Origin of the sequence: Cellulomonas sp. T2.31MG-18, from assembly GCF_964266755.1 — a bacterium.
GTDB lineage: Bacteria > Actinomycetota > Actinomycetes > Actinomycetales > Cellulomonadaceae > Cellulomonas.
In genome coordinates, this window is the sequence record NZ_CAXWGW010000001.1 from 382,484 (window position 1) to 401,139 (window position 18,656).

At 74.5% G+C, this 18,656-nt stretch carries 20 protein-coding genes; 9 read left to right on the forward strand and 11 right to left on the reverse strand.

Annotated elements, in window-relative coordinates:
• Window positions 1-17: 17 nt before the first annotated feature.
• Entirely contained in the window at window positions 18-752 is a 735-nt protein-coding gene (locus ACFQTY_RS01735; protein WP_378096380.1) for an MIP/aquaporin family protein, read from the forward strand.
• Window positions 753-831: 79 nt separating this feature from the next.
• On the opposite strand, the gene ACFQTY_RS01740 is transcribed toward ACFQTY_RS01735, so the two are convergent.
• Together ACFQTY_RS01740 and ACFQTY_RS01745 are read right to left on the reverse strand one after the other, a co-directional pair.
• Window positions 832-1,299 (reverse strand): hypothetical protein, encoded by a 468-nt coding sequence (locus tag ACFQTY_RS01740; RefSeq protein WP_378096383.1) that lies wholly within the window; start codon window positions 1,297-1,299, stop codon window positions 832-834.
• 16 nt (window positions 1,300-1,315) lie between these two features.
• Entirely contained in the window at window positions 1,316-1,738 is a 423-nt protein-coding gene (locus ACFQTY_RS01745; RefSeq protein ID WP_378096386.1) for a nuclear transport factor 2 family protein, read from the reverse strand.
• A gap of 102 nt (window positions 1,739-1,840) precedes the next feature.
• Between ACFQTY_RS01745 and ACFQTY_RS01750 the strand changes: the two genes are divergently transcribed.
• A complete protein-coding gene (locus ACFQTY_RS01750; RefSeq protein ID WP_378096389.1) occupies window positions 1,841-2,485 on the forward strand; it encodes a TetR/AcrR family transcriptional regulator in 645 nt (214 codons plus the stop codon).
• Between the two features lie 103 nt (window positions 2,486-2,588).
• On the opposite strand, the gene ACFQTY_RS01755 is transcribed toward ACFQTY_RS01750, so the two are convergent.
• Window positions 2,589-3,029 carry a nitroreductase family deazaflavin-dependent oxidoreductase gene (locus ACFQTY_RS01755; RefSeq protein ID WP_378096392.1) on the reverse strand — a complete coding sequence of 147 codons (441 nt, stop codon included), beginning with the start codon at window positions 3,027-3,029 and terminating at the stop codon, window positions 2,589-2,591.
• A gap of 58 nt (window positions 3,030-3,087) precedes the next feature.
• Here ACFQTY_RS01755 and ACFQTY_RS01760 point away from each other — a divergent pair, with 58 nt between their 5' ends.
• Window positions 3,088-4,401, forward strand: a complete 1,314-nt coding sequence (locus ACFQTY_RS01760) for an alpha/beta fold hydrolase (protein WP_378096395.1) — start codon at window positions 3,088-3,090, stop codon at window positions 4,399-4,401.
• Here the strand turns inward: ACFQTY_RS01760 and ACFQTY_RS01765 are convergent.
• From ACFQTY_RS01765 to ACFQTY_RS01780, 4 genes are all read right to left on the reverse strand, one after another.
• Window positions 4,388-5,818, reverse strand: coding sequence for a CoA transferase (locus ACFQTY_RS01765; protein ID WP_378096399.1), 1,431 nt, complete (start codon window positions 5,816-5,818; stop codon window positions 4,388-4,390). The genes ACFQTY_RS01760 and ACFQTY_RS01765 overlap by 14 nt on opposite strands.
• Window positions 5,819-5,844: 26 nt before the next feature.
• Window positions 5,845-6,297 carry a class Ib ribonucleoside-diphosphate reductase assembly flavoprotein NrdI gene (gene nrdI, locus ACFQTY_RS01770; RefSeq protein ID WP_378096402.1) on the reverse strand — a complete coding sequence of 151 codons (453 nt, stop codon included), beginning with the start codon at window positions 6,295-6,297 and terminating at the stop codon, window positions 5,845-5,847.
• Between the two features lie 5 nt (window positions 6,298-6,302).
• On the reverse strand, window positions 6,303-7,490 hold the full coding sequence (locus ACFQTY_RS01775) for a TIGR04053 family radical SAM/SPASM domain-containing protein (RefSeq protein WP_378096405.1): 1,188 nt from the start codon (window positions 7,488-7,490) through the stop codon (window positions 6,303-6,305).
• Window positions 7,491-7,933: 443 nt separating this feature from the next.
• Window positions 7,934-9,088, reverse strand: coding sequence for a M20/M25/M40 family metallo-hydrolase (locus ACFQTY_RS01780; RefSeq protein WP_378096408.1), 1,155 nt, complete (start codon window positions 9,086-9,088; stop codon window positions 7,934-7,936).
• Between the two features lie 212 nt (window positions 9,089-9,300).
• On the opposite strand from ACFQTY_RS01780, the gene ACFQTY_RS01785 reads away from it, so the two are divergent.
• The 3 genes from ACFQTY_RS01785 to menC all read left to right on the forward strand — a co-directional run bounded on the left by ACFQTY_RS01785 (window position 9,301) and on the right by menC (window position 12,107).
• Window positions 9,301-10,098: a GNAT family N-acetyltransferase gene (locus ACFQTY_RS01785; RefSeq protein WP_378096411.1), complete on the forward strand. Its 798-nt coding sequence runs from the start codon at window positions 9,301-9,303 to the stop codon at window positions 10,096-10,098.
• Complete coding sequence (locus ACFQTY_RS01790) at window positions 10,098-10,907, forward strand: MurR/RpiR family transcriptional regulator (protein ID WP_378096414.1); 810 nt, start codon at window positions 10,098-10,100, stop codon at window positions 10,905-10,907. The genes ACFQTY_RS01785 and ACFQTY_RS01790 overlap by 1 nt, the downstream gene beginning before the upstream one ends.
• Window positions 10,908-10,988: 81 nt before the next feature.
• The gene (menC, locus tag ACFQTY_RS01795; RefSeq protein WP_378096417.1) at window positions 10,989-12,107 is read left to right on the forward strand and encodes an o-succinylbenzoate synthase; all 1,119 of its coding nucleotides are present in this window, start codon (window positions 10,989-10,991) and stop codon (window positions 12,105-12,107) included.
• Window positions 12,108-12,187: 80 nt separating this feature from the next.
• Here menC and ACFQTY_RS01800 read toward each other — a convergent pair whose 3' ends face one another.
• Window positions 12,188-13,075 carry an aminodeoxychorismate lyase gene (locus tag ACFQTY_RS01800; protein ID WP_378096421.1) on the reverse strand — a complete coding sequence of 296 codons (888 nt, stop codon included), beginning with the start codon at window positions 13,073-13,075 and terminating at the stop codon, window positions 12,188-12,190.
• Between the two features lie 154 nt (window positions 13,076-13,229).
• On the reverse strand, window positions 13,230-13,661 hold the full coding sequence (locus tag ACFQTY_RS01805; protein ID WP_378096424.1) for a VOC family protein: 432 nt from the start codon (window positions 13,659-13,661) through the stop codon (window positions 13,230-13,232).
• 276 nt (window positions 13,662-13,937) lie between these two features.
• Here ACFQTY_RS01805 and ACFQTY_RS01810 point away from each other — a divergent pair, with 276 nt between their 5' ends.
• Window positions 13,938-14,327, forward strand: coding sequence for a hypothetical protein (locus ACFQTY_RS01810; RefSeq protein ID WP_378096427.1), 390 nt, complete (start codon window positions 13,938-13,940; stop codon window positions 14,325-14,327).
• A gap of 144 nt (window positions 14,328-14,471) precedes the next feature.
• Window positions 14,472-14,822 (forward strand): hypothetical protein, encoded by a 351-nt coding sequence (locus ACFQTY_RS01815; RefSeq protein WP_378096430.1) that lies wholly within the window; start codon window positions 14,472-14,474, stop codon window positions 14,820-14,822.
• A 237-nt stretch (window positions 14,823-15,059) separates the two neighbouring features.
• On the opposite strand, the gene ACFQTY_RS01820 is transcribed toward ACFQTY_RS01815, so the two are convergent.
• Window positions 15,060-16,178, reverse strand: a complete 1,119-nt coding sequence (locus tag ACFQTY_RS01820; protein WP_378096433.1) for an NADH:flavin oxidoreductase/NADH oxidase — start codon at window positions 16,176-16,178, stop codon at window positions 15,060-15,062.
• 105 nt (window positions 16,179-16,283) lie between these two features.
• Entirely contained in the window at window positions 16,284-17,450 is a 1,167-nt protein-coding gene (locus tag ACFQTY_RS01825) for an aminotransferase class V-fold PLP-dependent enzyme (RefSeq protein WP_378096436.1), read from the reverse strand.
• A gap of 358 nt (window positions 17,451-17,808) precedes the next feature.
• Here ACFQTY_RS01825 and ACFQTY_RS01830 point away from each other — a divergent pair, with 358 nt between their 5' ends.
• Window positions 17,809-18,654, forward strand: a complete 846-nt coding sequence (locus ACFQTY_RS01830) for an amino acid ABC transporter substrate-binding protein (RefSeq protein ID WP_378096439.1) — start codon at window positions 17,809-17,811, stop codon at window positions 18,652-18,654.
• Window positions 18,655-18,656 lie beyond the last annotated feature (2 nt).

The following is an 18,656-nucleotide window of genomic DNA, read 5'->3' on the forward strand; positions in this document are numbered from 1 at the left end:
TCTGCCACGCTGTCGCCATGGGCGACTACTCGCTGTGGACCCGGCTGGTCGCGGAGTTCCTCGGGACGGCGATCCTGATCATCCTGGGCAACGGCTCGGTGGCGAACGTGCACCTCACGGGCTCGAAGGGGTACCGCGCCGGCTGGAGCCTGATCGCCATGGGCTACGGGTTCGGGGTGATGATCCCGGCCCTGATGTTCGGCAAGGTGAGCGGCAACCACATCAACCCGGCGTTCACCCTCGGCCTGGCGGTGTGGGGGCTGTTCCCGTGGTCGCAGGTGCCCGCGTACATCGGCGCGCAGCTGCTCGGTGCGATGGCCGGTCAGCTGGCCATCGTCGCCACCCACAAGCCGTACTACGACCGCACCACCGACCCGGACGACATCCTGGGGACGTTCTCCACGATCAACGCGGTGCGCAGCCGGTCCAACGGGTTCGCCAACGAGCTGCTCGGCTCGTTCGTGCTGTTCTTCTGCGCGCTGGCGATCGTCAAGTCACCGTTCGCGACGAACGAGCCCGGCGTGTCCCACATGGCGCTCGGGTTCCTGGTGTGGGCGCTGGTGGCAGGTCTCGGCGGCCCTACGGGCCCGGCGCTGAACCCGGCGCGTGACCTGGGGCCGCGCATCGTGCACCAGCTGCTTCCGCTGAAGCACAAGGGCGGCTCCGACTGGGGCTACGCCTGGGTGCCGGTGGTGGCGCCGATCGTCGCCGGCGTGATCGGCGTGGGGGCGTGGAAGGCGCTGCTCGGCTGACCGGGGGTGCGGTGGCCTGAGCGGCGCGGTGGCCTGAGCGGTGCGCCGTGCGGGGCGTCCCGACGGACGCCCCACGCCCTCACTGCCGGGCGTCCAGGTGCCAGCGGACCACCCGGAACCCGTGCTGCACCGCGGCGGTGAGCGGCCCGCGCTCCAGCCGCCCGTCGGGATCCCGGGGCAGCGGCACGAAGCGCTCCAGACGCGGGTTGGCCCGGGCCATCACGCCGAGCAGCCGGTCCACCTCGTCGACGTCGGCCACGAGCTCGGGGCGCGCCGTCACGTCACGCCCCTGCAGGTGCAGCACGACCGGGACGCCGTCACGCAGGTTCGCCGTCCACCGGCCGCCACCGGGCGTGAGCAGCTCGGCACCGTCGGTCACGTAGCTGACCGGCTGCCGGTAGAGCCGTCCCGTCGTGCGGCCGACGTGGTGCACCAGCATCAGCTGCCTGCTGAGCGGGGTGCGGAACGGCAGGCCGAGCACCAGCCGCATCGGCACGTTGACCACGCGGAAGACGGCGGCCTGTCGCCGTCGCCGGTGTGCGGTCATCACCGGGGCCTCGCGGTCAGGCACCGTCCACCGGCTCTCGGCCACCCGCTCCGGCGGGGAGCGGGGGCGCGCCCGGCGTCCCCGCCACGAAGCTCAGGTGCACCGCCGCGAGCCGCCAGCCGGCACCGTCCCGGGTGAGCACGTGCGTCGCCTGCAGCACCTGCGGGATCGGCGCACCGCCGAAGGACCCCGTCTGGCGGTGCCGGCCGAGCACCACGGCGGTGTCCCCGTGCTCGTGGGGCTGCAGGTCCTCCACCGAGAAGTCGTCGTACCGCAGGCCCTGCCCGAACCGCGCCAGCCAGGCCGGCCGCGGCAACGTGAAGCCCAGCGGTCCGGTGCCGACGAAGTCGTCGGCCAGCAGCCGGTCGAGCCGCGCGACGTCGCCGGCCTGCTCGGCGCGAGGCCACTCGGCGAAGAAGGACTGGATCGTGTCCGTCATGCCCGCCTCCCTCTGTCTACGTCGTTCCGTGTTCTCTAGCAACTCGAAAAATCTAGGCACACGAAGTTTGATGCGTCAAGAAGGATCTGCCACGATGGTGCCGTGACGGTCGAGCTCGGGTTGCGGGAGCGCAAGAAGGCACGCACGCGACAGCTGCTGGCCGAGACGGCTCGTCGGTTGTTCGCCGAGCGCGGCTTCGAGGCGGTGAGCGTGGCGGAGATCGCCCGCGCGGCGGACGTCTCCGAGGCGACGGTGTTCAACTACTTCGCCACCAAGGAAGACCTCGTCTACCACGGCATGGAGGCGTTCGAGCAGGAGCTGCTCGACGCCGTCCGCACCCGTCCTCGCGGCACGTCCGTGCTGGACGCCTTCGCCGGGTTCGTCACCACGCCGCGCGGGCTGCTCGCCACCGACGACCCCGAGGCGCAGGAGGCACTGCTCGCCATCTCGCGCGTCATCGCCACGAGCCCGGCGCTGCGGGCTCGCGAGCGGCAGATCCTCGCCCGCTACGCCGACTCGCTGGCCGGGGTGCTGGCGGAGGAGACGGGCGCCGGGCCCGACGACCTGCGCCCCCGGCTCGTGGCGCGGACCCTGATCGGGCTCCACGCCGTGCTGCTCGACTACGTGCGCAGCCGGCTGGTCGACGACGACCCGGACGTGCGCCGCCTCGGCCAGGACGTGCGGCGCGAAGGGGAGCGGGCCGTCGCGCTGCTGCGGACGGGGCTCGGCGACTACCCGTCGGCGTGACCGCGCGCCGGGCCGTCAGCGCGCGGCGACGGCCGCGTGGGGTCCCTGCGCGGCCGGCCGCCGTCGTCCGTCGTCGGACCGGCTCGTGCGGCGGGTCGAGGCGTCAGTCGTCCGAGGCCGGCACCAGGACGAATACCGGGATCTGCCGCTCGGTCCGCTTCTGGTACGCGGCGTAGTCCGGGAACGCCTCGACCGCCCGCGCCCACCACTCCTCCCGCTCGGCACCGGACGCCTCGTGCGCCAGGTACGTGCGGCGGTGCGAGCCGTCCTGGAGCTGCACCTCGGGGTGCTTGACGAGGTTGTGGTACCAGCGGGGGTGCTGCGGTGCACCGCCCTTCGAGGCGACCATCGCGTAGCGGCCGTTGTGCTCGACGCGCATCACGGGGGTCTTGTGGACGGCTCCCGTGCGGGCGCCGGTGTTGGTGACGACGACGATGGGCAGGCCCTTCATCGTGTTGCCCTCACGGCCGTCGGTCCTCTCGTAGAGGGCGGCCTGGCGGGCGGCAGGGGTGTCGATCATGCGGTGGATGTCCTCGTCTGCCATGGCTCAACGCTGCACCTCCGGGGGGTCCGCCGCGACCCCCCGCCGATAGCCTGACCGGGTGAGCCCGCAGCCTCCGGCACCGCACATCTACGACATGACCGGCTTCCGGGTGCGTGAGCACCGCCTCGAGGTGCCGGTCGACTGGGACGACCCGCACCGGTTCGGGGCGATCGAGGTGTTCGCCCGGGAGATCGTCGACCCGGTGCGCGCCGGCGAGGACCTGCCGCTGCTGCTGTTCCTGCAGGGCGGTCCAGGCGGCGCGGGACCGCGGCCGATGCCCGCGGCCGGCTGGTGGCTGACGGCCCTGCGCACCCACCGCGTCGTGCTCCTGGACCAGCGCGGCACGGGGCGCTCGTCGCGGGTGGACGGCCGGGTGATCAGCGGGTTCGACGACGCCGCGACCGCCGCCGACTACCTCAGCTGCTTCCGGCAGGACTCGATCGTGCTCGACGCGGAGCACCTGCGCCGCACGGTGTTCGGCGGCCGGCGCTGGTCGACGCTCGGCCAGTCGTACGGCGGGTTCCTCACGCTGGCGTACCTGTCCCGGCACGCCCACGCGCTCGACGCCTGCTACGTCACCGGCGGCCTGCCGGGTGTCGAGGCCACGGCGGAGGAGGTGTACACGCGCACCTATCCGCGGCAGCTGGCCCGGTGCTCGGAGCTGGCGCGCACCTTCCCCGGTGACGTGCAGGTGCTGGACCGGGTGGCCGACGAGGTCGCCGGTGGTGGGGTGGCGCTGCCCGACGGGTCGGCGCTGACCGTGCGGCGCCTGCAGATGCTCGGCATGCCGCTGGGGATGAGCACGGGCATCGACGACCTGCACTGGCTGCTGGACACCGCGCTGGACGCCGACGGGCGGGTGTCGGCGGCGTTCGCCGCCGAGGTGGCGCACCGGACGTCCTTCGACACCAACCCCCTGTACGCGGTGCTGCAGGAGGTGATCTACCACCAGGGCCGTCGGGCGGGTGGCTGGGCCGCCGCCGCCGAGCAGGCGCAGCACCCGGAGTACGCGCCCGACGAGCGGCCCCTGCAGCTGACCGGCGAGGCGATCCTGCCGTTCATGTACGACGAGATCCCGGCCCTCCGCCCGTTCAAGGCCGTGGCCGAGGAGCTGGCCTCCCGGACCCACTGGCCGCGCCTGTACGACCCGCAGGTGCTGGCCGCCAACGAGGTGCCGGTCGCCGCCGTGCAGTACTTCGACGACCCGTACGTGGACCTCGACCTGGCGCTCGGCACCGCGGCCGGGATGGGCAACACGCAGGTGTGGGTGACCAACGAGTACCTGCACGACGGGCTGCGGGTGCACGGCGACACGATCCTGCCGCGGCTGATCGACCTGGCCGGCGGCCGGTGGACGGTCACCGGCCGCTGAACCGCGCGTCGTCGCGGCCGATCTCCGTCGTGCTGCGCCATCCCGGGCGCACGTCGCCGACGGCGCCAGGCGGAGCGACCACCCGCACGCGTCCGGACGGACCCGCCACGGAGGTCAGGTAGGGCGTCGGGTCCATGGTCTGCTCCGGCCGGCGGTCCACGGGCCCGGCCTGCTGCAGCCAGTGCGCCGTCTGCGCGAGGGACAGCCGAGTGTGCCGGGCGGGCTCACCACGGACCACCCCGGTCAGCGACAGCGCCGCGGCGGCCGCCGAGAGGTAGCCCGTGGCGTGGTCCAGCACCTGCGCCGGCAGGGTTCCGGGCCGGCCGTCGTGCCCCTCGGCGGCGGCGATGCCGGTGGGGCACTGGACCAGCGAGTCGAAGCCGCGCCGGCCGGCCCACGGCCCGTCCGGTCCCCAGGCGGACAGCTGGACGACGGACAGGTGCCGGTGCCGCTCCGCCAGCTCGGCCGACGAGAGCCCGTAGCGGTCCAGCGCACCCGGCCGGTAGCCGTGGACCACCACGTCGGCGAGGCCCAGCAGCTCCTCGAACCGCGCACGGTCGGCCGTCATCGCCAGGTCGAGCAGGGTGCTGCGCTTGCCCGGGAGCGTGTCGAGCGCCTGCGCGGCGATCTCCGGCAGGTGCGGGCTGTCGACGCGCAGCACGTCGGCGCCCCATGCCGCCAGCGTGCGAGTGGCGACCGGACCGGCGATCACGCGGGTGAGGTCCAGCACCCGGATGCCGTGCAGCGGGGCGGCGCCGTCGCCGGCCGGGGCCGGTGAGCGGGACGGACCGCTCGCCGCCCGGGACGTCGCGAGCGGCAGCGCCGCGACGGCGCGCCCCTGGGGGTGCTCGGCCCACTGCTCGCGCGTGCGGACGGCGAACCCGAGCGCACCCGCCGCAGCGAGGGCCTCCTCGAGCTCCTCCCCGGACCGTTCCGCCACGGCGGCCGCGACGGCGTCGAGGTCGTCGGCGCAGCCCAGGACGTGCAGCGCACGGTCCCGGTGCCACGGGTAGTTGGTGTGCAGGCGCAGCCAGCCGTCGCGGGTGCGCCAGAACCGGGACAGCGGCGCGAACAGAGTCTCCGGCGGCGTGGTCCCCTCGAGGAGCGCGTACCGCTCGCTGCGGGCCGCCACGGCGACGTGCTCGGCGTCGACGACGACGGACCCGGCCGGCCTGCCGGTGCGCGCAGCGCCCAGAGCCGAGACGGCGAGGGTGCCAGCCGCCACCGCGGCCACCATCGCGGACGTGCAGGCCGTGGTGGACGGGAGCAGGTCGGCGTTCTCTCCGGTCACGTGCACCAGCGGCAGCAGCTGCGGGTCACCGGACAGCGAGTGCCACGCGTCGGCCAGCATGCCGGTGGTGGTGCCTGTCGCACCGGTCCCCGCGGGATGCGAGGCCGCAGGGTGGGACGTGGTCATCGCGCCCTCCCGCGGTCGGTCGCCGGTCAGTCCCCGGTCGGTCGCTCCCCGGGCTGCCCATCGTGGCGGGCCGCGAGCGCCGCGTCGAGGTCCTCGAGGAGGTGGCGGCACTCCTCGACGTCCCAAGGGGTCCCGGCGAGCTCGAACTCGAACAGCATCGGCCGGCCGGACCGCTCGGCGATCTGCCGGGCGGCCATCTGGTAGTACCGCCCGAAGTTGCGGTTGCCGGACCCCATCACGCCCACCATCAGCCGGCGGTTGTGCTCGTCGTTGAGGAAGCGCCGAACCCCCTCGGGGATGGTGTCGTTCGCCTCGTTGCCCGTCTTGTAGCTCGGGGTGAGCAGCACCCACGGACCGTCGACCTGCGACCGGCGGTGCTCGCGCTCGGCGAGGTTGAACACCGGGCGGCCCAGGCGCTCGGCGAAGGAGCGGACCAGGCCGGAGGCCGACGAGTAGTAGTAGACGGGCGTCTGCCGCACGGCGTTCACGATGCCAGCAGCGCCGTGACGTCGTCGGCGAACGGGAAGCTGCCCGGTTGGTAGCCGCACAGCGGGTCCTCGGCGTAGGGGTCGCCGGAGGTGGCGTAGGCCCGGGACCGGGAGCCGCCGCACACCCGGCCGAACTCGCAGTCGCCGCACCGGCCGGTCAGGCGGTGCTCGTCGCGCAGGCCGGTGAACAGGGGGGACGTCCGGTAGATCTCCGGCAGCGGCTGCTCGCGCACGTCGCCGGCCGAGACGGGCAGGAAGCCCGACGGGTGCACGGTGCCGGTGTGCGAGACGAACACGAACCCGTACCCGGCGTTGACGTTCACCGGCGGGCGGCGGTTGCGGTCGCCGTCGCCCCAGCCGAACGCCGCGGTGCGCTCGGTCAGCTCCCGGTACAGGTCGCCGAGGCCGAGCGTGCTCACGTGGTCGACCCCCCGCTGCTCCAGCACGTGGCGCTGCAGGTTGACGCGGCGGAAGTGGTGGCCCTCGGTCGTCTTGACCGGCACGTACGGCCCGAGGTCGTACAGGTAGTTCATGACGTCCTCGGCCTGCTGCGGGCTGAGCACCCCGAGGTCCACACCGCGGCCCATCGGCACCAGCATGAACGCGCTCCACGTCATGGCGCCGTGCTCGCGCACCAGCCGGGCCAGGTCCGGCAGCTCGTGCACGGTGCGGCTCGACATCGTCGAGTTGACCTGCACCTTCAGGCCCAGCTCGCGGGCCGTCTCCCAGGCCGACACCGTCCGGTCGAAGGTGCCGGGCACCCGGCGGAACCCGTCGTGCACCGCCGCCGTCGCGCCGTCCAGCGACAGCGACATGGCCGTGACGCCGGCCTCCTGCAGCCCGACCAGCGCGGCCCGGTCCAGCTTGGCGGTGCCGGACGGTGACACCGCCATCGACAGGCCAAGCTCGCGGCCGCGGCGCACCAGCTCGAACAGGTCCGGCCGCTCGAAGCAGTCGCCGCCGGTGATGATGAAGATCGGCGACGGCTTGCCGAAGGACGCCACCTGGCGCATCAGCTCGGTGGCCTCGTCGGTGTCGAGCTCGCGGGGGTCGCGGGCCGGGTGGGCCTCCGCGCGGCAGTGCACGCAGGACAGCGCGCAGGCGCGCGTGGCCTCCCAGATCACCAGCAGCGGTCGGTCCGCGGGGTCGTGCCGGACGGTGCGGACCACGCGGGTGACGGCCATGCTCGGCAGGCTCGCACCTGGTCGCGCGGGGGTCCCGGGACGATAGGCCCAGTGCTTCACGACGCGGCGTCGGCACCGAGCCCGTTGCCATCCCGCCGCCCGATAGGGGTGGGCCCTTCGGCCCACTCGGCCACCAAGGGGGCTCTCACTGGTGCGGGGTGGGCGCGCCCGCGCGGTCACGCCCGCGGGAGATGAGCACATCGCGCCGACAGGAGCACTTCGCGTCGAGATGAGCACTTCGCAGTGCTCCATTCGCGTCGACGTGCTCATCTGGGCATGGCGCTGGCGATGGTGGTGGCGCCGGTGGGGGCGCGGTGAGGGTGGAGCTGGGGAGGCGTGGCGGCGGGGCGGCCGGGGGTGGAGACGGGTGAGGCGGTGGCGAGGACCGACGGGTGAGGCGGTGGCGAGGACCGCCGGGTTATGCGGTGGCGAGGACCGCCGGGTCAGGCGGTGGCGAGGACCGCCGCCAGCAGGGCTGCGCGCTGCGCCAGGGACGCGATCAGCACGTGCTCGTGGGCGGCATGGGCGCCGCCGCCGACCGGACCGAAGCCGTCCAGCGACGGGATGCCCGCGGCGCCCGAGAGGTTGGTGTCGGCGGCGCCGGCGGCCGGGCGGCCGACGACGTCCTGACCGACCGTCCGCCCCGCCTCCGCCACCGCCTCGAGCAGCCGCTCCGTGGCGGTGCTGGGACCCCAGGCCGGCCGTCGGGACACGACCCGTGGGGCGACCACAGCCCCGTCCCGCACCGGCCGGAGCGTCGCCAGCCGGTCGAGCACCACCGTCTCGGTGGCGGCGTCGACGAACCGCAGCCCCACCTCCGCCTCGGCGGCATCCGGCACGACGTTGGTGCGCCCGCCGCCGTCCACCGTGCCGACGTTGACCAGCACGTCCGGGTGCTCCGCCGCCACGGTACGCAGCACCAGCAGCTGGTCCACCAGCTCGTCGATCGCGTTCACCCCGGACTCCGGGTCGAGCGCGGCGTGCGCCGCACGGCCGGTCACCTGCAGCCGCCACCGCGTCGACCCGCGGCGGGACGTCTTCAGGGCGCCGTCCCGGTGCGGCGGCTCGAGGCCCAGCGCGTAGGCGACCTGACCGGCCTGGGCGGTGACCAGGTGTCCCGAGCTGGGAGAGCCGATCTCCTCGTCGGGCGTGAGCAGCAGGCGCACCGCGCGGGCGGGCGCACCGACCGCCGCCAGCGCTGCCCAGGCGGCGAGCACCACCACCAGGCCGCCCTTCATGTCGTGCACGCCCGGCCCGTGCAGCAGCTCGCCCGCGGTGTGCAGCGGGACGGCACCGGCCAGCGAGCCGACCGGGTGCACGGTGTCCAGGTGCCCCAGCAGCAGGGCGGGACGCAGGTCGGCACGGGCGCCGCTGCCGGGGTGCTCCACCAGCAGGGCGTCGCCGTGCGGCAGCGGCAGCCGCCGGGCGGTCGCCCCGAGGGAGACGGCGTCGGTGGCCACCGTGTCGGCGAAGGCGTCGATCGCGTCGCGGTCGCCGGTGGGCGTCTCGTGACGGGCGTAGGCGACGAGGCGTTCCAGGTCGGCGTCGGCGGCCGCCAGCGTGGCGTCCCGCAGGGCGGCACCGAGGTCGGTGGTCATGGATAGGAAACGTATGCCCGTCGTGATGCCGAGGCAATGAGCGTAACGAGCACGACGAACGCGACGTATGATGCCGGATCAGCCGCCAGCGCCGTTGGCCGGGGCCGTGCGACCGTGCGGCGCCGTGCGGTCGAGGGGTCGGGACGGTGGGTGCGGTGCCAGCAGACGGGGCAGCAGAGGGCGGGGCAGCAGAGCGCAGGGTGCCCGGCAGCGTGCCTGCCAGCGCGCCTGCCAGCGCGCCGGACGACGACGGGCTGCTGGTCACCGGCATGTCCGACCCGGTGCTGCTGCAGGAGGCCGCCCAGCTGTACCGGGAGGTGTTCGGGTACACCGACCCCGCGCACGGCGTGAACCCGCGGCTGCTGTCGGCGCTGGCGGCGAACGGCGGGTCGGTGGTCGGCGTCCTGACCCCCGACGGTCACGTGGTCGCGTTCGCGTACGGGTTCCCGGGCGTCGACCGTGACGGCACCGCCTACCACTACTCGCAGGCGGCGGTGGTGCACGCCTCCGCGCAGGGCCGGGGGCTCGGCCGTCGCCTCAAGCGGGAGCAGGCGCGCATCGCGCTCGAGCACGGCGCCCGGCACATGCGCTGGGCGTACGACCCGGCGATCGCCCGCAACGCCCACTTCAACCTCGACGTGCTCGGCGCCCGGGCGCGGTGGTTCCACCCGGACTTCTACGGGCCCGAGTCGGACCGGCTGGTGGTCGAGTGGGACGTCACCGACACGACGCCGACCACGGCCGGTGTGGGCCACACCGACCCGCCGCCGCCGGCGGTCTCCGCCGAGGGACGGCACTGGGGCGTGCCCGTGCGGGCCGACGGGTCGGTGTACCTTCCCCTCCCGGCGCGCATCGGCGAGCTGGCCGCGGCCGACCCCGCCGCGGCGGCCACGGTGCGGGCGCGGCTGCGCGAGGCGCTGGCGGCGCTGATCGACGAGGGCCGCGTCGCCGTGTCGTGCCGTCGGCTCGACGTGGCGACCAGCGTGTACCGGTTCGAGAGGGAGAGCTGATGACCAGCACGACGACGCTGCGGCAGCAGGGCGTCGCGACCCCGTCCGCGGGCGCCGGGACCGGTTCCGCCACCGCCGGGCGGACGGCTGCCGGTGGCGCGGGGGCGCCGCACCCGCGGACGGGGGCACGGTCGGACGCGCCCGCGTCGACCGCGGCTGAGCCCGTCGGGGAACGCGCCGTCGGGCACGGGCCGGACAGCCCCGACGAGCGCTTCGCCCAGCGTCTGGCCGGCCGGCCGTCGGCCGAGGTGCTGATCCGGCGGGTGGTCGGCCAGGAGACGGCGCACCTGCCCGTCGCGCTCGCCGCCGTGGTGGAGCAGGGATCGCTGCCGCAGGCCGCCGCCCTCGTCGTGGCCGCCCGTCGCCGGTACGTCGCCGGCACCGCCAAGTCGCTGGCCTACGCGACGTTGCTCGCGGCCGACCTGTCCGTCGGGCTGTCGCACGTGCACCTGGTGGACGACGCGACGGTGCGCGCCCTCGACGTGCTCGCCGAGGTGGCGCCGACCGATGTGCTCGTGGCGTTCTCCTTCCGCCGGTACCGGCGCGAGACCGTGGCGCTGGCCAGGGCGTTCGTCGCCGCGGGCGGCACGCTGGTCGCCATCACGGACGACGTGGACGCGCCGCTGGCGGCCGTCGCCCACCAGACGGTGGTGGTGAACACCGACTCCGCGTCGTTCGTCGACTCGCCCACCGCCGTCGTCGCCGTCTCGCACCTGCTCGCGACGCTCGCGGCGGCCTCCGCCAAGGGCGCCCGCCGCCGGATCGCCGCCCGCGACGAGCTCGCCGCGGACCTGGACCTCTACCTGTAGCGGCGGCGAGCCGCGACCCACCCGGTCGCGGCGCCCCGACCCACCCGGTCGCGGCGCCCCGACCCACCCGAAGGAGCCGCCGTGCGCGTGGTCGCCGCCAGCCTGCACCTGGTCCGCCTGGACCTGGTGCACGAGTTCCAGACGAGCTCGCACCGCAAGGGCCACCTCGACCACGTCCTGGTGCGGCTCGAGGACGAGTCGGGCGCGGTCGGCTGGGGCGAGATCGCCTCGCCGGCGGCCCCGTACTACAACGCCGAGAACGTCGACACCTGCTGGACCGTCGCCGCCGGCTACCTGCTCCCAGCGGTGCTCGGGGCGAGGTGGGACCACCCCCGGCAGGTCGCGGAGCTGTGGCGGCGGGTGCGCGGGAACGAGTTCGCCAAGGCCGGCGTCGACATGGCGGCGTGGACGCTGTGGTCCGGTGCCGCAGGGGTGCCGCTGGCCACCGCGCTCGGCGGGACGCGCACCGAGGTGGTGGCCGGGGTGTCGCTGGGTATCGAGCCGACCGTCGACGAGCTGCTGGCTCAGGTGGCCGTGCACGTCGGCCACGGCTACCCGCGGGTCAAGCTGAAGATCGCCCCCGGCTGGGACGTCGAGCCGGTGCGGGCCGTCCGGGCGGCCTGGCCGGACCTCGACGTGCACGTCGACGCGAACGGCGTCTACACCGAGTCCGACGACGACCTCGCGGCGCTGCGGGCGCTCGACGGGTACGGGCTGACGATGATCGAGCAGCCGTTCGCGCCGCGGGACCTGCTGGCGCACGCGCGGTTCGCCGCTTCGGTCGGCACGCCCGTCTGCCTCGACGAGTCGGTGGAGACGCTGGCCGACCTGGCGCTCGCGGTGCACCTGCAGGCCGGGCGGGTGCTCAACATCAAGGTGTCCCGGATGGGTGGGCTCACGGCGGCGGTCGCCGCCCACGACGCCGCGCAGGCCGCGGGGTGGCCGGTGTGGTGCGGCGGGATGCACGAGTTCGGCGTCGGCCGGTACGCCAACGTGGCGCTGTCGGCGCTGCCGGGGTTCACGCTGCCGTCCGACGTCTCCGGGTCGGACAAGTACTACGCGCGCGACGTCGTCGTGCCGCCGGTCGTCGCCCGCGCCGGTCGCGTGACCGTGCCGACCGAGCCCGGCCTCGGGACGCAGGTGGACGACGAGTGGCTCGCCGGCGCGACGCTCCGCAGCGAGCGGTTCACCGCCGGCTGAGGGCTCGCTGCGGGGACATGCGACGGCGGCCGCCGAGGACGTCGCGGGCGTACGCGCTCCCTCGGCGGCCGGACTGCGCGTCAGTCGGTGCGGGAGATCAGGTACTCGTTGATCTGCCGGGTCAGCTCGAGGTCCGCCGGCCGCTCCTGACCGTCGACCGCCCGCACCGCCACGGCGAGCCGGACCGACGACGTCAGCCACAGCGCGTCGGCGTCGGCGATCTCCACGACGCGGAGGTCACGGAACGCCGTCCGCAGGCCGAGGCTCTGCGCGTACTCGAAGATGCCCTGCTGCGTGGTGCCGGGCAGCACGCCGGCGTCCGGCGGGGTGGTCACCAGCTCGTCGCCGAGCCGCAGCACGACGCTGGACGTCGGGCCCTCGAGCACGTAGCCGTCGGTGGTGGTGAACAGCACGTCCTCGGCACCGCGGCGGGCCGCTTCGCGCAGCGCCGCCTTGTTCACGGCGTAGGACAGCGTCTTGGCGCCCTGCAGCAGCCACGGTGCGGTCTCCGCGACGTCGAGGGCGTAGCCGCGGGACAACAGCACGATGCCGATGCCGCGGTCGCGGGCGTCCGAGAAGTCCTCGCTGGCGTCGAGGAACGCCCAGCCGGTGGGGCCGGTGGCGGCGTCGTGCTCGTCGCCCCTGGTCAGCACGTACTTCACCGAGGCGTCCGAGGCGTCGTGGAGCAGGCCGATGCCCAGCTCGATCGCGGCGCGGTAGACGTCCGGGTCCGGGGCCGGCAGGTCGAGCATCGCCGCCGAGCGGGCGAACCGGTCCAGGTGCTCCCGGGACGCCTGCACCCGGCCGTTGCGGATCGCGGCCGTCTCGAAGATGCCGTCGCCGCGGGTGGCGCCCAGGTCGGTGACGCGCAGCTGCGGGGAGTCGGCGGCTGCGGCGCGGAATGCAGGACCGTCGCCGGTCTGCCCGAGTGCGGGTCGGTCGATCATCACCAGAACGCCGGTGCTCATGACGGGTCCTTCGTCGAGGGCGGCCCGTGACCGTCCTGCGGGAGGCCGGGCACGGCGGACGGCCCGGTCGGCCGACTGCGTCGACCAGGGTCGTCCGCCACGATAGCCAGGCCGTGTGACGGGAATGTTTTGCGGTGCCGCGGCTGACACGCCGTCAGGCCGACGGCGTCTCCTCCCCGGCGATGTTCACCAGCCACGCGACGCCGAACTTGTCGACGCACATGCCGAACGCGTCGCCCCACGGCGCCTTCTCCAGGGGCGTGGTGACCGTGCCGCCCTCGGAGAGGCCGGCCCAGTAGCGCCGCAGCTCCTCGTCGTCGGACGCCGCGCCGCTCAGCGAGATGGAGAAGGCCGACGCCTCCGGCAGCGGCATCGAGTTCGGCGTGTCCGCCGCCATCAGGGTGAGGCCGGACGGTGTGTCGAGCATCGAGTGCATCACCTTGCCGCCCTCCGACGGGTCCGGGCTCGCGTGGTAGTCGTCGAACGTGCTGACCCGCAGGTCGCCGCCGAACACCGACCGGTAGAACTCCATCGCCTCGCGGGCGTTGTCACGGAACGAGAGGTACGGGTTGAGCACCACGGACATGTCGAGCTCCTCGCGTCGTGGAGGCGGACCGCCCCCGTTCATCGGATCGACCGCCGTCGGCGGCCGGATTCATCGTCGTCCGGACCACCGACACGCCCCGACCTCGGTGGCGCCACCCTCGGGCTGGCCGCCGTCCTGACCGCCGACAGCCAGCCGCGACGTCCTCCCCGTAGGCGGCGCGACCTGGGCAGACGTCTTCTCCGGTTGCGGGTCTGCAGACCGGCGCGTCCAATCGAAGACGCCGGGGGACCAGCGAGATGAGGGAGGCGCGTGACGATGAACCAGACCTTGTGGATCGTGCTCGTTGTCGTCGTGGTGCTGATCCTGCTCGGCATCTGGATCGCGCGGTCGCGGTCCGCGGGCGCCGAGGACCGGCGCCGTGCCGAGGCGCAGCGGATCCGTGAGGAGGCCGAGGCGGACCGGATCGAGCTGCAGCGGCGCGAGGCGGAGGCGGCCCGCGTGGACGCCCACGCCCGGCTGGCGCAGGCCGAGGCGCAGACGCGTGCGGCGGAGGCTGCGCGGCTGCAGCACGAGGCGCAGGCCCGGTCGGACGGTCTCGACGAGAGCCGGGCCTCGGTCGACGAGCGGCTGCGCCGCGCCGACGAGGTGGACCCCGACGTCGCGGACGTCCCCGAGACGGACGCGGGCCCGTCGGCCCGCGCGTGAGCCGTCGCGGGACAGCGCACGGATGAGCAGCGCACGGATGAACAGGGCACCGATGACGAGCCCGCCGCCGGCCGAGAGGGCCGCCGACCGTGCCCGGCACCGCATCGAGCAACCAGTGCACGACCGATCAGATGGAGGCGTGTGGTGAGCATCAACGAGGAGCCGGTGACGCCTGAGGAGGAGCTGCTGCGTCGTCGGACGGCCGCCGGCCAGGGCGAGGAGTGGGTCGGCTCGGTGCCGGAGGACAGCCCGGGCCCGCGGTCTGGCACGGGACCGCTGGGTGTGCCGGAGGACGAGCTGCTCGAGGAGGTGCCGATCGACAGCCCGGGTCCTGAGTCCGGGACGGTCGGTGGCGTGCCGGTGCCCGAGGACCGGATCGACGTGCCTGAGGACAGCCCCGGCCCGCGGTCGGGCACCGGCCCGGACGGGCTGCCGCTGCCGGAGACCGGCTACGACGTGCCGGAGGACAGCCCCGGCAGGGACTCCGGTCGCTGACCGGACCACCAGCTCGGGTCCTCTGACCCGACCACAAGCTCGGGTCCTCGGACCCGGACAGACGCGGGTTCCGACCCGTGCACGCGGCTCTCGACCGCCGCAGGACGGCGGAGGCCGCCCGCTCAGCGGGCGGCCTCCGTGGCGTCCGGGTCCGGTTGGACATCGGCGCGCTCGACGGCGTGCGCACGGCCCGGGCGCGAGTACCGGTGCCGCGAGTACCGGTGCGGGGTCAGCGCGTCAGCCGCGCACCGCCCGCTCGTACTGCACCGGCCAGCCGGTCGGCTGACCCGGCGCGACGCGGGCGTCGGCGCCGACGTGCTCGAGGGTCGGCAGGGAGACGCCCAGCTCGGCGGCCGCGTGCAGCGCCCACGACGGGTCGCGCAGCGCCGCGCGGGCGATCATCACCGCATCCGCCGAACCCTCGACCAGCACCTGCTCGGCCTGCGCAGCGGCGCTGATCAGCCCGACGGCGGACACCGGCAGGCCGGACACCTCGCGGATGCGGCGGGCGGCCGGCACCTGGTACCCGGGGCCGACGGGGATCTGCGCCGGCACGTTGCCGCCGGTGGACACGTCGACCAGGTCGACCCCGCGGCTGGCCAGCCCGCGGGCCACCTCGGCGACGTCGTCCACCGTCAGGCCGCCCTCGGTCCAGTCGGTCGCGGACAGCCGCACCACCACCGGCCGCTCGTCCGGCCACACCTCGCGGACCGCGTCCACCACCTGGTGCAGCAGCCGCACGCGGTTCTCCGGCGAGCCGCCCCAGCGGTCGGTGCGGCGGTTCGACAGAGGCGAGAGGAACTGGTGCAGCAGGTAGCCGTGCGCGGCGTGCACCTCAGCGACGTCGAAGCCGGCGTCCAGCGCGCGGCGCGCGGCGGCCGCGAACGTGGCCGGGATCGCGGCGACCTCGTCGTCGGACAGCTCGCGCGGGGCCTCGTAGCCGGGGAACTCCACACCCGACGGTGCGACGGTGCCCCAGCCGCCGTCGGGGACGGGCACGCTGCCGTGACCCTCGTGGAAGGGCCGGAACGTCGACGCCTTGCGGCCGGCGTGGGCCAGCTGGACGCCCGCCACGGCGCCGCGCGCGTGGATCACGTCGGTGATGCGGGCCCAGGCGGCGGTCTGCTGCTCGTTCCACAGGCCGGTGTCCTGCGGGCTGATCCGGCCGTCGGCCGTGACGGCGGTCGCCTCGGTGAGCACCAGCCCGAAACCGCCCGCGGCGCGGGCCCCGAGGTGGACCAGGTGCCAGTCGTTGGGTACGCCGTCCACGGCGGAGTACTGGCACATCGGGGACAGCCAGGCGCGGTTGCGGACGGTGGTGCCGCGCAGGGTCAGCGGCGCGAAGAGGAGGCTCACGTGGCAACCGAACCGTCCGGCACGTCCCATGATTCCCGGGCGGCCGATCCTCGCCCGTGCGCCGCGAACTGAGCACGTCGACGCGAGACGAGCAGTTCAGAGTGCTCAGCTCGGTGCGAAGTGCTCACCTCGGCGTCGATCAGTAGGCGAGGTCAAAGGGGTGGGGAGGCTCCGGGCCGTGGCGGCCAGGCGGTGCAGGTCCGCGTCCTCGGTGTAGACGTGCGTCGCCAGACGCACGGCCGTGCGACCGTCCGGCACCGTGCCGGTCCACAGCCGCACACCGGCGGCCGCCAGCGCCTCCCGCAGCACGGGCAGCGGTGCCGGGACGACGAAGCCGCGCAGCCGTGCCGGGCGCATCGCGGGCTCGCCGGTCGGCACCCAGCCGAGGTCGGTGAGCAGCTGGTCGGCGCGGTCGGCCAGCGCCGCGGCGGCATCGAGCCGGCCGCCGTCGTCCCACGTCCGCCACTCGTCCAGCGCCCGCTCCAGCCCGCGGACCGGCGCCGGGTCCCACGTGCCGCGCCAGCCGAACCGCTGCAGCAGCGGCTCGTCCAGGTGCAGCGCGACGGCCGCCGGCCGGACCACGTCGACCAGGGCACGGTCCACCCACAGGAAGCCCAGCGGCCTCGGCACCGGCAGCCACTTGTGCAGCGACCCGTACACGGCGGCGGCGCCGAGGGTCGAGACGTCCAGCGGCTCGTGGCCGACCGAGTGCGCGGCGTCGACGACGAGCGCCGCCCCGGCGTCCGCCGCGAGGCGAGCGACCGCCGCCACCGGCATGCGCAGGGCGGTGGACGACGTGATCGAGCTGAGCACCACGTACCGGGTTCGCGCCGGCAGGGCTGTGAACAGGTCGGTCACCGCCGCCGACGTGGCCGGCACCGGCAGGGGCAGCCGCAGCACCGTCGCGCCGACCGCCTCGGCCCGCACCTGCCAGGCACGGATCACCGACTCGTACTCGCCGTCGGTCAGCACCACCACGTCGCCGGCCCCCAGCGGCAGCGACGTCGACAGCGCCCCGGACGCCTCCGTCGAGGCCGTCACGATCGCCACGTCCGCCGGGTCCGCGCCGATCAGTCCCGCGACCACGGCGCCGACCCGGCGCAGGTCGTCCTGCAGGCCGGTGCCGAGCGAGGTGCTGGTGTCGGCCTCGGCGGCACGTCGCACGGCGTCGTGCCAGGTCAGCGCTGCACGAGTCGGTGCGCCGAACGACGCGTGGTTGAGCTGGACGACGGCGGGGTCGAAGGCGAAATCCTCGACGAACGAGCGGATCACGGGCCGACCCTACGCGCGGACGCGGACGACTCCGTCTCACCAGGGGAGATGGCGTTCCGAGGCGTGGGCATCGTGTGCTGCCATGGCGGCATGCGCGACGACCTGACCACCACCACGGCTGCGGCCGTGGCGGGTGCGTGTCGTCGCCCCTGCTGTCGCCGCTGAGCGACCCCCCGCCGCCGTCGAGCGGCGCCCCGGACGATCTCGTCCCTGAGGTTCTCCTCGCAACTCCCGCCCGCCGGCACCACCGCGTGCGGCACCGGGAACCGCCCCCCAGGATCGACTCCCAGGAGTCCGTCCGTCTGTGATACCGCTCCGCAGGGCCACCACGGCCCGCTCCACCGAGAAGAGGCACCCCATGCACGCCCGTCATCTGCGCACCGCCCTGATCGCCGCCGCCCTGGTGGTGGGCCTGGGCGCCTGCTCGTCCACGGGCGGGTCGGGATCGGCGTCCGCCACCGGCTCCGCGGCCTCCGGGACCGCGGCCGCCGGTGCCGACCAGTCGTTGGCCAAGGTGCAGAAGGCCGGCGTCATCACGTTCGGCACCGAGGGCACCTACAAGCCGTTCAGCTTCCACGCCGACGGCGGTGGGGACCTGACCGGGTTCGACGTCGAGGTGGCCCGCGCGATCGCCGGCAAGCTCGGTGTGAAGGCGGCGTTCCAGGAGACCCAGTGGGACGCGATCTTCGCCGGGCTGGACGCCGGGCGGTTCGACGCGATCACCAACCAGGTGTCCATCACCCCCGAGCGCCAGGCGAAGTACGAGTTCTCCACGCCGTACACCGTCTCCACCGGCGTGATCGTCGTGAAGCAGGACAACACGTCGATCACGTCGTTCGACTCGCTCAAGGGCAAGACCACCGCCCAGTCGCTGACCAGCAACTGGTACAAGCTCGCGCAGTCCAGCGGCGCCAACGTGCAGTCGGTCGAGGGCTGGGCGCAGTCGGTCGCCCTGGTGCAGCAGGGGCGCGTGGACGCGACGATCAACGACAAGCTGACGTACCTCGACTACGTGAAGACGAACGGCCAGTCCGGCCTGCAGATCGCCGCCGAGACCACCGACAAGAGCCAGAGCGCCGTCGCGCTGAAGAAGGGCGCCACCGCCCTGACCCAGGCGATCGACACGGCCCTGAAGCAGCTGGCCGACGACGGCACCCTGACGTCGATCTCGCAGAAGTACTTCGGCGCCGACGTGACCAAGTAGCC